At 70.7% G+C, this 13,303-nt stretch carries 11 protein-coding genes; 7 read left to right on the top strand and 4 right to left on the bottom strand.

Translation table 11 applies throughout. The annotated features are described in order from the left end of the window. Window positions 1-18: 18 nt before the first annotated feature. Window positions 19-1,845 (top strand): ABC transporter transmembrane domain-containing protein, encoded by a 1,827-nt coding sequence (locus FBQ73_RS21990; RefSeq protein ID WP_392567249.1) that lies wholly within the window; start codon window positions 19-21, stop codon window positions 1,843-1,845. Window positions 1,846-1,946: 101 nt separating this feature from the next. Here FBQ73_RS21990 and FBQ73_RS21985 read toward each other — a convergent pair whose 3' ends face one another. The 4 genes from FBQ73_RS21985 to FBQ73_RS21970 all read right to left on the bottom strand — a co-directional run bounded on the left by FBQ73_RS21985 (window position 1,947) and on the right by FBQ73_RS21970 (window position 5,485). Then, window positions 1,947-2,426 carry a GNAT family N-acetyltransferase gene (locus FBQ73_RS21985; RefSeq protein ID WP_138401633.1) on the bottom strand — a complete coding sequence of 160 codons (480 nt, stop codon included), beginning with the start codon at window positions 2,424-2,426 and terminating at the stop codon, window positions 1,947-1,949. A gap of 129 nt (window positions 2,427-2,555) precedes the next feature. Then, window positions 2,556-3,578 (bottom strand): peptidoglycan -binding protein, encoded by a 1,023-nt coding sequence (locus FBQ73_RS21980; protein WP_138401632.1) that lies wholly within the window; start codon window positions 3,576-3,578, stop codon window positions 2,556-2,558. Between the two features lie 68 nt (window positions 3,579-3,646). Next, complete coding sequence (locus tag FBQ73_RS21975) at window positions 3,647-4,726, bottom strand: flagellar motor protein MotA (RefSeq protein ID WP_138401631.1); 1,080 nt, start codon at window positions 4,724-4,726, stop codon at window positions 3,647-3,649. Between the two features lie 111 nt (window positions 4,727-4,837). Continuing rightward, window positions 4,838-5,485 (bottom strand): DUF938 domain-containing protein, encoded by a 648-nt coding sequence (locus tag FBQ73_RS21970; protein ID WP_246089902.1) that lies wholly within the window; start codon window positions 5,483-5,485, stop codon window positions 4,838-4,840. 450 nt (window positions 5,486-5,935) lie between these two features. Here FBQ73_RS21970 and FBQ73_RS21965 point away from each other — a divergent pair, with 450 nt between their 5' ends. The 6 genes from FBQ73_RS21965 to FBQ73_RS21940 are packed head-to-tail and all read left to right on the top strand — an operon-like array spanning window position 5,936 to window position 13,295. Then, on the top strand, window positions 5,936-6,856 hold the full coding sequence (locus tag FBQ73_RS21965; protein WP_138401747.1) for an AAA family ATPase: 921 nt from the start codon (window positions 5,936-5,938) through the stop codon (window positions 6,854-6,856). 29 nt (window positions 6,857-6,885) lie between these two features. Beyond that, on the top strand, window positions 6,886-7,845 hold the full coding sequence (locus FBQ73_RS21960) for a DUF58 domain-containing protein (RefSeq protein ID WP_170219018.1): 960 nt from the start codon (window positions 6,886-6,888) through the stop codon (window positions 7,843-7,845). Continuing rightward, the gene (locus FBQ73_RS21955) at window positions 7,842-8,432 is read left to right on the top strand and encodes a DUF4381 domain-containing protein (RefSeq protein WP_138401628.1); all 591 of its coding nucleotides are present in this window, start codon (window positions 7,842-7,844) and stop codon (window positions 8,430-8,432) included. Before FBQ73_RS21960 ends, FBQ73_RS21955 begins: the two co-directional genes overlap by 4 nt. Continuing rightward, window positions 8,429-9,460: a vWA domain-containing protein gene (locus FBQ73_RS21950; RefSeq protein WP_138401627.1), complete on the top strand. Its 1,032-nt coding sequence runs from the start codon at window positions 8,429-8,431 to the stop codon at window positions 9,458-9,460. Before FBQ73_RS21955 ends, FBQ73_RS21950 begins: the two co-directional genes overlap by 4 nt. Next, window positions 9,460-11,535, top strand: coding sequence for a VWA domain-containing protein (locus tag FBQ73_RS21945; protein WP_138401626.1), 2,076 nt, complete (start codon window positions 9,460-9,462; stop codon window positions 11,533-11,535). The genes FBQ73_RS21950 and FBQ73_RS21945 overlap by 1 nt, the downstream gene beginning before the upstream one ends. After that, window positions 11,532-13,295 carry a BatD family protein gene (locus FBQ73_RS21940; RefSeq protein WP_138401625.1) on the top strand — a complete coding sequence of 588 codons (1,764 nt, stop codon included), beginning with the start codon at window positions 11,532-11,534 and terminating at the stop codon, window positions 13,293-13,295. The genes FBQ73_RS21945 and FBQ73_RS21940 overlap by 4 nt, the downstream gene beginning before the upstream one ends. The last annotated feature ends 8 nt before the right edge of the window (window positions 13,296-13,303 follow it).

Below are 13,303 nucleotides of genomic sequence, written 5' to 3'. Positions count from 1 at the left end.
TATAACCGAGTGCATGCTTTGACACAAGCCGACACCTCAACTGCCCCCAACAACGACGCGCTTAAGCCCGAGGCGCCGAACGGCGAAGCCTCGCGGCGTCGGAAGGCCAACCTGAAGCCGCTGAGGGGCCTTGCCCCCTACCTGTCGCGCTATCGCGGCCGGGTGGCGGCGGCGCTGGTCGCCATTCTGGTGGCGGCGCTGGCGACGCTGGCGCTGCCGCTGGCGGTGCGGCGCATGATCGATTTCGGCTTCGCCGCCGACCATGCCGCCCTGGTGGATCGCTATTTCGCCGTGCTGGTGGCGGTCGCGGCGGTGCTCGCCGCCGCTTCCGCCGCTCGCTATTACCTCGTGACCACGCTCGGCGAGCGCGTGGTGTCGGACCTGCGCACGGCAGTCTTCGCCCGTCTGGTGACGCTGGACGGCGCCTTCTACGACACCGCCCGGTCCGGTGAACTGACCTCGCGCCTCACGGCGGATACCACCCAGCTGAAATCGGCGGTGGGCGCCTCCGCCTCCACCGCCTTGCGCAATCTGGTGCTGTGCGTGGGCGGCATCGCCATGATGGTGGTGACCAGCCCGCGCCTGTCGGCGCTAGTGCTGGTGGCCATCCCTATCATCGTGCTGCCGCTGGTGGCCTCCGGCCGCAAGGTGCGCCGGCGCACCCGCCACGCTCAAGATACGCTGGCCGACGCCTCGGCCTATGCCGCCGAGGCGCTCAACGGCATGCGGGCGCTGCAATCCTCCAGCGCGGAGGGCGCCGCGCGGGCGCGCTTCGACGGGGCGGTGGAAGAGGCCTTCACCGCCGCGCAGGACGCGACGCGGGCGCGGGCCTGGCTCACCGGCGTCGCCATCTTCCTCATCACCGCCAGCATCGTGGCGGTGCTGTGGGCGGGCGCCCAATCGGTGCTCGGCGGTACCATGAGTTCGGGGGCGCTCAGCCAGTTCGTGCTCTATGCGGTGCTGGCCGCCGCCTCGCTGGGCAATCTGTCCGAGACCTGGGGCGAGGTCTCCGCCGCCGCCGGCGCCGCCGAGCGCATCGGCGAGCTGCTGCGGGTGGAGCCGCAGGTGCGCACCCCGGCCCGCCCGGTGGCGCTGCCCGCGCGCCTGTCCGGCGCGATCCGGTTCGACGAGGTGTCCTTCGCCTATCCGACCCGAGCTGACGACAATGCCCTCCATGCCGTCTCCTTCACCGTGCGGCCCGGCGAGCGGGTGGCGCTGGTGGGGCCATCGGGGGCCGGCAAGAGCACGGTGTTCCAGCTGCTGGAGCGGTTCTATGATCCGCAGGCGGGGCGCATCTTGCTGGACGATATCGACATCGGCTACGCCGATCCGGTGGATGTGCGCCGGCAGATCGCGCTGGTGCCGCAGGAGGTTGCCATCTTCGCCGACACCGTGCGCGCCAACATCCGCCTGGGCCGGCCCGACGCCACCGATGCCGAGGTGGAGGCCGCCGGCCAGGCCGCGGCGGTGGACGAGTTCGTGGCGCGCCTGCCGCAGGGCTGGGATACCCTGGTGGGCGAGCGGGGGGTGACGCTCTCCGGCGGCCAGCGTCAGCGCATCGTCATCGCCCGCGCCATCCTGCGCGCCGCGCCCATCCTGCTGCTGGATGAGGCGACAAGCGCACTGGATGCGGAAAGCGAGACCCTGGTGCAGACCGCGCTGGAGCGCTCCATGGAGGGGCGCACGACGCTCGTCATCGCCCACCGCCTGGCCACCGTGCTGGAAGCCGACCGCATCCTCGTGATGGAGGCCGGCCGCGTGGTGGACGAGGGCACCCATGCCGAGCTGGTGGCCAAGGGTGGCCTCTACGCCCGCCTCGCCCAGCTCCAGTTCAACGCGGCTTGATTCCAACGGCTGTTGAGCTTGACTCAATGGCCGTTGGTCTAAGCCCGCGCGGCGTATGAGTGTGACCCTCTCGGCATCGGTCAAAGACCGAGGCCGTTGGTCTAAGGCCCGCGCGGCGCCTGAGCGGCATCGCCACCGCGCCATTCCATGCGGAAGGTGCGGCGGCCGGACATGGGGTTCTCGCCCTCGGCGACGATGGTGAGCCCCATCTTCTCGTAGAAGCGCACCGCGCGGGGATTGTCCTGGTTCACGTCGAGGGCGACGAGGGCCGGGGAGATCCGCCGCGCCTCATCCATCAGCGCCTCGGCCGCGCCCTGTCCCCACACGCGCGGGGCGACGGCCAGCTGGTCAAGATACCCGGTGCCGGGATGGATGACCACGAACCCGGCCACCGCACCCTCCCCATCGAGCGCCACCCGAATCAGCGCGCCGCCTGCGGCGAGGTCATCGAGATGGCTTTCGAGCCATGGCCGGCGGGCCTCGAAATCGATCTCCGGCAGGGTCTTCACCCAGCTTTCCACCCACAGCTGCGCCATGGCGGGACGATGGGCGGGCAAAGCGGGGGCGAGAGTATAGGGCATGGGAATGTCACGCCTTGGCTCATGACGACGAGGCGGCTCGTGCCGATCCACCTTCTTCGTCGTCAAATCCGGGCATCCAGCCTGAGCCAGACGGGTTGCCGGGCGCTTAACGTCCATGGCGCAGGTCGGTCACCGTTCCGTCAGCTTCAGTTCAATGCGGCGGTTGCGGGCGCGGGCGTCCTCGGAGGCGGATGTGTCGATGGGCTGGTATTCGCCGAAGCCGGCGGCGATCAGGTGCTGCGGGCTCACCCCCTTGGAGATGAGGTACTGAACCACCGCGATGGCCCGCGCTGCCGACAGTTCCCAGTTGGAGGGGAACTGGGGCGTGGCGATGGGCCGGTTGTCGGTATGCCCGTCGATGCGCAGGGCCCAGGAGATGTCGGGGGGAATGGATTTCTCCAGCTCGAGGATGGCACCCGCCAGCTTGTCCAGCTCGGCCAGCGCCTCGGGGCGGGGGGTGGCGGAGCCGCGGTCGAAAAACACTTCCGACTGGAACACGAAGCGGTCGCCCACCACGCGCACGTCCGGCCGGTTGCCGAGGATGTCGCGCAGGCGGCCGAAGAATTCCGAGCGGAAGCGGGTCAGCTCCTGCACCCTTTGGGCCAGCGCCACGTTGAGCCGGCGGCCGAGGTCGGTAATCTTGGTCTGGCTTTCGGCGTCGCGCTTCTCGGCGACGTTGAGGGCCTCTTCCAGCGCCGCCATCTGCCGGCGCAGGGCGGAAATCTGCTGGTTGAGCAGCTCGATCTGGGCGATGGCGCGGGCTGCCACGTCCTTCTGGAGGTCCACCTCGCGGGCGAGCGCCCGGGTGCGGCCTTCGTCGGAGGTGGGGACCGGGGCGGCGGAAAGCTGGCCCTTGAGGCGGTCGCGCTCGGTTTCGGTGGCCTCGAGCGAGGCGCGCAGGGTGGCAAGCTCGCCGTCCGTGGTCTGGCCGGTGGCGCGCTCCAGCGAGAGCAGCTCGGTGAGCTGGCGGATCTGCGCCTGCAGCCGCTGCATCACATTGTCCTTGCCCGACATCTCCTGGGTCAGGAAGAACTGGGTGAGCATGAACACCGACAGCAGGAAGATGAACACCAGCAGCAGCGTGGACAAGGCGTCCACGAAGCCGGGCCAGTAGTCGATGTGGCGGTCGCGACCGCGTCTGCCCAGGGCCATGGCTCAGCTCCCGTTTCCGCTCATGCCCCGATCGCCGCGTCCGCTCATGCCCTGATCCCCGTATCCGCTCATGGCCTGCTCCGGCCCGAGGTCTCGTCCTCCAGCCGGCGGACGAGGCGCTTCAGCTCCTCCTGCTGGGCGCCCTGCGCCTCGATCATCTGCTTCAGTAACGCCTGTTCCGAGCGCATGTGGGTGACGAGGCCCTGAAGGCTTTCCGCGAGCTGGGACATGGCGGTGGTGACCCGCTGGGACCCCGCCTCGGTCATGGTCTTCTCCAGCCGGCCCATGGCAGAGACCAGCGGAGCGGTGTCGAAGGCCGGCTGCGGCGGCGGCAGGGCGAGGGGCGGGGTCGCGGGCTGCGCCGAAGCGGACAGGCGCGCCGGGTCGCGCTCGGCACCGAAGCCGCGGGGCGGCTCGCGTGGCGCATCGTCGAGGTCGCGCACGGTGGTGGAGAGCCAGTCCTCCAGATCGGTGTAGAAGCGCGTCTGCGCCTGGCCGGCCTGAAGATCGAGGAAGCCCAGCACCAGCGAGCCCGACAGGCCGAACAGGGAGGACGAGAACGCCGTGCCCATACCGCCGAGGGGGGCGGCAAGGCCGGTCTTCATGTCCTCGAAGATGGAGCCGGCATCAGGCCCCACCTGGAGCGAGCTGATGACCGTACCGATGGAGGAGACGGTTTCCAGAAGGCCCCAGAAGGTGCCGAGCAGGCCGAGGAACACCAGAAGGCCGGTCAGATAGCGCCCCATGTCCCGGCTTTCGTCGAGGCGGGTGCCGATGGAATCCAGGATCGAGCGCATGGTGGCCTGGGAAATGGACATGCGCCCCACCCGGTCGCCCAGTAGCGCCGCCATGGGCGCCAGCAGGGTGGGCGGGCGCGCCACCGCCAGCCCCGGATCGGAGAGGCGGAAGGAATTCACCCATTCCACCTCGGGGAAAAGCCGCGCCACCTGCCGGATGGCGAGGATGATGCCCACGGCGAGCACCCCGAAGATCACGCCGTTGAGGCCCGGATTGTTGAGGAAGGCGGCGACGATCTGCCGGTGCAGCACGGCGGCGAGCGCCGCGCACAGGGCCAGGAACACGATCATCCGCACCAGGAAGATCTGGGGGGACGATACCTTGATGTAGGGATCGACGACGCGCGCCATGAAGGGTCCTCGAGCGGAAGGGGCATCGAGCGGAAGATCCAGCCCGGTCCTGATAGCAGATTGCGGTGAGTCTGGCTCACCCCAATCCACCCAAGGCCGCGCGGTGCCCGACTATGGCACAGCGCCGGTACCCGGTGAAACCGCCATCACCTTGCGGAACACCAGCGACAGGTTGTTGGACGGCATCTCGACCACCCGCGCGAGGGCGAGGCCGTTCTTGGCCGCGCAGGCGGCCACGTCGCGAAGGTGGCGCAGTCCGAAGCGCGGGTCCTGCCGTTTAAGGTCGGCGTCGAAGGCCACGTTGCTGGGGGCGGTGGGCACGCCGTCCTGCAGGAACGCACCATAGGCGAACAGCACGCCGTCCGGCGGCAGGCGGGCACCGGCGCCGCGCATGAGCCCTTCCGTCGCCTCCCACGGGCTGATGTGGATCATGTTGACGCATACCACCGCGTCCACCTTGTCCACCGGCCAGTTTGTGGCAGCGGCATCCAGGGCGAGGGGCGGGCGCACGTTGGCAAGGCCTTCCGCCGCGGTCCAGGCGGCGATGGAGGCCCGCGCCTCGGGGGAGGGGTCGGAGGGTTGCCAGGTGAGGTGGGGCATCCTGCGGGCGAAATACACCGCGTGCTCGCCGGTGCCGCTGGCGATTTCCAGCACCAGCCCGGTTGCCGGCAGAAGTTGCAAAAGCTGGGCGGCGATGGGCTCGCGGTTGCGCGCGACCGCCGGGGCGGAGCGGCGCGCGTCGGGGGACGGATCGGGCAAGGGGGGAATTCTCCGCTGTGTCAGGGGCCCGGGTCGCCAGGGCAAAGGTTGGACCATAGGAGCTGGGTTGGCGTCATCTTGGCGGGAGCGGTCCCCGGGCTCAACCGTGCGTCATGGCTCCATCCGTCGCAGGGCGCCCCCGCTGGCCGAAAAATGAATGCGAGATAATGTGCGATCACGCGTTCGCGGCGATATAAGGAACGCAACCTCGCGCGAGACCGGAACCCTTCTTTCATGACGACAAGCCGTGACGCCAGTTTCCTGGAAGGCGCCTTTGGCCGGGCGCGGACCCCCGTGTCGGATCGCGCCGGGCCAGAACGGGTTGCGCATGAGCGGGCCGCTCAGGCGGGCGGTGCTCATGGGGCCGGGGCTCTTGGGGGCGGTGCTCTTGGGGGCGGGGCTCACGAGAGTGCCGGGCTCGACCGGGCGTTCGATGATCTCGCCACCTACATGAACGCCTGCATCCTTGGCCAGCCGGCCTTCGTGGAATTGCTGCTCATCGCCGTGCTGGCCGATGGCCACCTTCTGGTGGAGGGCGCGCCGGGCCTTGCCAAGACCAAGGCCATCAAGGCTCTGGCCCGCGCCATCGACCTCAGCGACCAGCGCATCCAGTTCACGCCGGACCTTCTGCCCTCCGACCTCACCGGCACCGACATCTATCGGCCCGAGGACGGCACCTTCCGGTTCCAGAAGGGCCCGCTGTTCCACAATTTCATCCTCGCCGACGAGATCAACCGCGCCCCGGCCAAGGTCCAGTCGGCCCTGCTGGAGGCCATGGCCGAGCGTCAGGTGACGGTGGGCGGCAAGACCTACCGCCTCGACGACCTGTTCATGGTGATGGCCACCCAGAACCCCATCGAGCAGGAGGGCACCTATCCGCTGCCCGAAGCCCAGCTCGACCGCTTCCTGCTGCACGTGCGCATCGATTTCCCCGATATCGCCGCCGAGCGCGAGATCCTGCGCCTGGTGCGCGGGGAGGCGCGGGGCGTGGCACCGGACTTCGGCCCGCCCCTGCCGCAGGAGGTGGTGTTCGCCGCCCGGCGCGCGGTGGCGGCCGTGCATATGGCTGAGCCGGTGGAGGAATACCTGCTTCAAATGGTGCAGGCGACCCGTCATCCCGAGCTTTACGGTGCCGATCTGGAAGGGCTGGTGAGTTTCGGGGCGAGCCCGCGCGGTACCATCTCCCTCGACCGCTGCGCCCGCGCCCATGCCTGGCGGCGCAAGCGCGACTATGTGGTGCCGGAGGATGTGCAGGCGGTGCTGAAGCCGGTGCTGCGCCACCGGGTGCTCATGACCTTCGAGGCCGAGGCGGACGGGGTGACGAGCGACGATTTCATCGACCTCCTCATCTCCCGGGTGCCGGTGGGCTGAGGTCGCGGACCGCCATGTCGAAACGGGAGATGTCGGAAAAGGATCCGTTGAAGGGCATCGTTGCCCGCCTGCCGGACCTCTTGGCGGTGCGCCCGCGCGGGGGCGGCGGCTTTGCGCCCGGCGGCAAGGTGCGGACCCACCAGTTCGGCGGCCACCGCTCGTCCTTCCGCGGCCGCGGCATGGAATTCGACGAGGTGCGTGCCTATCATCCCGGCGATGACGTGCGCACCATCGACTGGCGCGTCACCGCCCGCACCGGGCGGACCCACACCAAGCTGTTCCAGGAGGAGCGCGAGCGCCCCGTCCTGATCCTCGTCGATGCGCGCGCCGCCATGCGCTTCGGCACGCGCGGCAGCTTCAAATCGGTGCTGGCGGCCAAGGCGGCGGCGCTTCTGGCCTGGGTGGGCATCGCTGGCAGTGACCGGGTCGGGGGCGTCGTGCTGGCGCCCTCCGGCGTCGGCGCCTTCCAGCCGGAACGCAGCCGCAGGCGCATCCTGAACTTCGTCCGCGCCGTGGCAGATGCCACCGCCGAGCCGGCGCGGCCCGAGGCGACCGGCCCTGCGCTGGCGGAGGCCCTGGCGCGGACCCGTGCGCTGGCGCGGCCCGGCACGCTCGTTTTCCTCGTCACCGACTTTGCCGATCTAGACGCTCATGGGGTGCGCGAGATGGAGCGGCTCGCGGTGGACAACCACGTCACCTGCCTGTTCGTGTTCGACCGGCTGGAGGCGCATATGCCCGACCCCGGCCTCTATCCCGTTACTGACGGGGTGGCGGTGGCGCGGCTCGATGCGGAGCGGGCGGCGCTTCGGGCCGCCTATGCCCAGCGCTTCGCCGCGCGCCACGACGGCGTCGAGCGGATCTGCCGCGAACGCGGCATGACCTTCCTCGATCTTGAGACCGGCACCGATCCGGCGGACGTGCTGCATCCTGAACGGCTGCGACCGTTCCAGTCGGCGGGGCGGCGGGTATTGGGGCGTGCCTCGGCATGACCTCTCCCACCACGACCGCTCCCTCCGTGCCGGATTTCTCGACCCCGGATTTCCTGACGCCGGGGGGGAAAATCCCCGACGCCCCTCCCGCCCCGTCCCTCGAGGAATCACTGGCCACTCTGCGGGATATCCATCTGCCTCCGGACGTGCCGTTCTGGCCGCCCGCGCCCGGTTGGTACGCGCTGGCCGGCCTGGTCCTGCTGGTGGGGGTGGTGCTCGCCATCCGCGAATGGCGCTGGCGGCAGACCCTCGCCTACAAGGCTTTGAAGGAGTTCGAGGCGACGCTGGCGCAGGTGGGCGCCCAAGACGGCGGCCGCGATGGCCTGCCCGATCCCCAGACCATCGCCGTCGCGGCCTCCGGCGTGCTTCGCCGGCTCGTGCGCGCCCAGTCGGGGGATGAGGCCACGGCCCTCACCGGGGAAGCGTGGGCGCGGGTGCTGGTGGCCGGCAAGGCCGGCTTCGGCGTTGCCGAGGCCGCGTTCCTCGCCCGCGCGCCCTATTACCCGCCGGCCGCCGCCCCCGATGCCGGGATCGCGCCCAAGGCCTTTGTCGCCGCCGTGCGGCGCTGGATCAGGGCGCGCGCATGATTACGCTGCAATGGCCCTTCGTGCTGGCACTGCTGCCGCTGCCGTTCCTGGTCCGCCTGCTGCTGCCGCGCGCGCCGGAGCGGCGGACCGGTGCCCTGCGCCTGCCGTTCTTCGCGGAACTGGCCCACGCCGGCCTCGTCGCCAACGGCCGTCCCCGCTTCAGCCGCCTGCGGCTGGCGGCGCTCGCCTTCATCTGGACCCTTCTGGTCATTGCCGCCGCGCGGCCGGTCTATGTGGGCACACCCATCGCCATCCCCGTGGAAGGCCGCGAGATGATGCTGGCGGTGGATCTCTCCGCCTCCATGTCGTCGCCGGACCTGGTCCAGTCCGGTGTGCCGGCGAACCGGCTCCAGGTGGTGAAAAGGGTGGCGGACGACTTCATCGCCCGCCGCACTGGCGACCGCATCGGCCTCATCCTGTTCAGCACGCGGGCCTATGTGCAGGCGCCGCTGACGCTTGACCGCACCGTGGTTCGCCAACTCCTCGCCGAGGCCTCCATCGGCATGACCGGGCGCAACACCTCCATCGGCGACGCCATTGGGCTCGCGGTGAAGACCCTGCGCGACCGACCGGCGAAGGATCGCGTGCTGATCCTGCTCACTGACGGTGCCAACACCTCCGGCGTGCTCGACCCCATGGAGGCGGCGGCCATCGCGGCGAAGGAGAATGTGCGGATCCACACCATCGGCGTCGGCGCCGACGGCATGGATTTCATGCCCGGCGCGCCCATGAACCCGTCCGGCGACCTCGACGAGGAGGCACTGAAAAGGATCGCGGGACTCACCGGCGGCCAGTATTTCCGTGCCCGGAACGACAAGGGCCTCGCCGCCATCTATGCCGACATCGACCGCCTTGAACCGGTGGCCGGGGACCCTCAGTTCGTGCGGCCCTCCATCGCCCTGTTCTACTGGCCGCTCGGGGCGGCGCTGCTTGTGAGCTTTCTCATGTCGGCGCTGCTGGTGATGAACCGGCCGCTGGGCCGCCGCGCGGGCGGGGCTGAGCCGGCGCGTGTGGAAGGCTCCGCCTGATGCCCGCGAGCTTCCATTTCCTGCGGCCCGAATGGCTGCTGGCCCTGGTGCCGGCGGTCGTGCTCACGGCATTGCTGTGGCGCCGGCTCAAGCAGGGATCGAACGATTGGTCGCGGGTGGTCGACCCCCATCTGCTCGTCCATCTCGCCGCATCGGGCGGGCGCCAGACGGGCCGCTGGCCGATTGCGCTGCTGCTCGTGGGCTGGGCCGCGGCCATCCTCGCCATTGCCGGGCCGACCTGGGAGAAGCTGCCGCAGCCGGCGGGCGGGCGGTTGGAGCCCGTGGTGGTGGCGCTCAGCCTCACCCGCTCCATGGGCGCCAGCGATGCCAGCCCCACCCGCCTTGCCGCCGCCCGCTACAAGGTGGCGGACGTCCTCTCGCGCATGCGCGGCGGCGAGGTGGCACTGGTGCTCTATGCCGACATTCCCTTCACCGCCGCGCCGCTCACGCAAGACGCCCGCGTGGTGGGCCAGATGCTGCCGGACCTCGCCACCAACCTGATGCGCGGCGGCCCGGCCCGCACCGATCTCGCCATCGAGAAGGGGGTGGAGCTTCTGAAGGGCGCCGGCGCTTCCAGCGGGCGCATCCTCATCCTGGCCGACAGTACCGGAGATGATCCCGCCAAGGCGCAGGCCGCGGCCAGGGCGGCGGCGGCGGCGGGCTTCAAGGTCAATGTGATCGGCGTCGGCGCCTCGGGTGCGGATGGGGCGGCGCCTCTGGATGCGGCGGGCCTCTCGGCCCTCGCGGTTGCCGGGCGCGGCACTTTCTCCCGCCTCACCGCCGACGACAGCGACCTGGAAAGCACCCTGCCGCTGACGAGTGCTTCCGCCACGGCGCCGCCGGTCGATCAGGACGGGTTCACAGCCGACGTCTGGGCGGACATGGGGCCGTTCGTGCTCCTCATCTCCGTGCTGCTGGCGCCGCTGGCTTTCCGGCGGGGGTGGATCGCCGTGCTGCTTCTCGCCGCCCTGCCGGCCATGTTCGCGCCCAGTCCGGCGGCGGCGGGGACATGGGACGATCTGTGGGCGCGGCCGGACCAGCAGGGCGCCTCCGCCTTCGGCGCTGGGGACTACGCCACCGCCGCCCAGCGCTTCGAGAACCCGGCGTGGCGCGCGGCCGCCCGCTACAAGGCCGGCGACAACCCGGGCGCGGCCGAAGCCTATGCGCGGATGCCCGGCGCCGACTACAACCGTGGCAACGCGCTGGCTCGTTCCGACCGGCTGGAGGAGGCCGTCGCCGCCTACGACGCCGCGCTGAAGGCCGATCCTGCCGACGCGGATGCCAAGTTCAACCGCGACTTGGTGCAGGGCATCATCGACGCCCGCAAGAAGAAGGACGACGAGAAGAAGAACGACCAGAAGAAGGACAAGGGCAATTCCGGCGGCGGGGGAGGCGGTGGCGGCGGCAAGCAGGATGCCGGCGGCAAATCCGATCCCGGTAAGCCTGATCCGAACAAGTCCGACCCTTCCAGGCCCGACCCTTCCAAGCCCGACCCTTCCAAGCCCGACCCTTCCAAGCCCGACCCTTCCAAGCCGGATAATCCGAAGCCGGACGCAGGCAAGACGGGCGCCGACCCGCAGAAGGACAAGCCCGGCGAGCCTGACAAGGGTGATCCGCAGCAGTCCGGAGCTGCGCCACAGCCGCCCGGACCACTGCCGGCGCCTGCGCCGCTGCCGCCGCGCCGGCCGCCCGAGATCGCCGCTGCCCCGCAGCCGTCGCCGGACCAGCCCCCCCAGCCTCAGCCGCAGGCGAACCCGCCTTCTCCTCCGGCTGCGCCGCCACCGCCCCTGCCGCAGGGCACGCCCGATGTGCCGCATGACAGCCGGGACGCGAACAAGGCGTTCGAGCCTCCGCCCTCTGGCCCCACCCAGGTGGCGCCGACCGCCGCCGCGCCGCCGCCGCCGCCCGGTGGCAAGGACGCCAAGGCGGCGCTCCAGTCCCTGTCCGACGACGAGCAGAGCCGTGAGCAGGCGCTACGCCAGGTGCCGGATGATCCCGGAGGCCTGCTGCGGGCCCGCATCCGCGCGCGCTACATGGGCGGTCCAGCGAACATCCAGGTGGAGGGCGAGCCATGATGCGCGTCGTGCTGCGCCTCGTCCTCCTGCTGGTTGCGCTCGTCGCTGCGACGCCGCTCTTGGCCGGCGCCTTCAAGGCAAGCATCGAACGGCTGCCCACGGACCAGGGCGAACCCTTCGAGCTGGTCCTGAGCCTTGCCGGCCGCGACAGCCTGGAACCGCCGAACGTGACTTCCCTGTCGAAGGACTTCGACATCCTCGACCGGCGCAAGCGCAGCCGCATGGACACCGTGGCCGGGCAACGGGTCGAGGTGAATGAATGGGTGTTGACACTGGTGGCGAAGCACGCCGGCCGTCTCACCATTCCTGCCCTTTCGGTGGGCGGGGAGACGAGCGCTCCCATCGATCTCACCATCGCCCCGGGCGCCGCCATCGAGCCGCCCGATGACGAGCCGCTCTCGCTGGCGGTGGACGTGCAGGGCACACCGCCTTTCTTTCTCCAGAGTGAGATTCCCGTGGTGGTGCGCATGTTTGACCGCGTCGGTGCGCTGGAGGCGACGGCGGGACAGCCGGAGGCCGATGGCGCCTCCTTCACGCCTGACGGCGGGCTGAAAACCTATTCCCGTGTGTTCGGCCGTCAGCGTTTCCGCGTGGTGGAGCTGCGCTACGTCATGCGGCCCCAGCGCACCGGCACCATCCAGATTCCCTCCGTGGCGCTCAAGGCCTCCATCCCCACGTCTCCGCCGGGCGCGCAGGAGCAGGCCCGCACCTTGGGGCGGCCGGCCATGCCGTGGCTCGGCGGCGGCTTCAATGCCGGCCGCAAGGTTACGGTCTATTCCAATCCGGTGGAGGTGGAGGTGCGCCCGCGCCCCGCCGGCGTCACCGGCTGGTTCCTGCCGGCCCGGTCCGCGACGCTTCGGGAAAGCTGGTCGCGTCCGCCGGGCGAAGCCAGGGTTGGCGGTGCGCTGGTACGCACTCTGCGGCTGGAGGTGAAGGGCGCGAGCCCCGGCCAGTTGCCGCCGCTCGCCGCGCCGGAGGTGGAGGGCGTCCGCCAGTACGCCGACGAGGGCAAGCCTGAGGCCACGTCGGTGGACGGCGGCGTCGGCGCGGTGGTGGAGACGCGGGTCTCCGTGGTGCCCACGCGCGCCGGAACGGTGACGCTGCCGGCCATCTCCGTGCCCTGGTGGAACATTGTGGCGAACCGGGCCGAGACCGCCACTCTGCCGGCCGTGACCCTCACCGTGGCGGCATCCGCCGACGGCAGCGCACCGCGGGCGCAGGCCTCTCCCGTTGCCGTGCCCGCTCCATCGCCGACCGCCGGTGGACCGCAGGGCGGCTGGAACGTGCGCGATGTGCTGGCCGTGCTCGCCGTGACCGTGCTGGTGGTCGGAACCGTCTTCTACAGCGGCCGCCGGCGGCGCCCGGGCGAGGCCGAGCGTGCGCCGGACCCGACCTATCCCGGAGCTGTCCGGCCGGTCGGGAGCGGACGCATGGCCGGGCGGCCGGCGTTGGTGCCCCTGGATGTGGAGGCGGCGGCGCGGGCGCTCGATGTCGCCTGTCGCAGCAATGATGCGGCCGCCGCCCACCGCGCCTGGCTCACCCTCGCCCGTGCCATGGGCGGGATGGGCGGTGAGGCACCGCGCACCCCCGGGATGGCGCAGGCGGTGGCGGAACTGAACCAGCACCTGTATGCGGGCGATGCGACGGCGTGGGATGGGCGCGCCTTGCGCAAGGCTCTCGCCGCCGAACGACGCGCCGCGAAGGCGCGCAACGGTCGCAAGGCCCGTGGCCTCCAGCCGCTCTATCCCACATCCCGGTGATCAGGCGT

This window comes from Xanthobacter autotrophicus, assembly GCF_005871085.1.
GTDB lineage: Bacteria > Pseudomonadota > Alphaproteobacteria > Rhizobiales > Xanthobacteraceae > Xanthobacter > Xanthobacter autotrophicus.
Note: the sequence above shows the minus strand (reverse complement) of the source record. Positions and strands in the feature narration are given on the sequence as shown.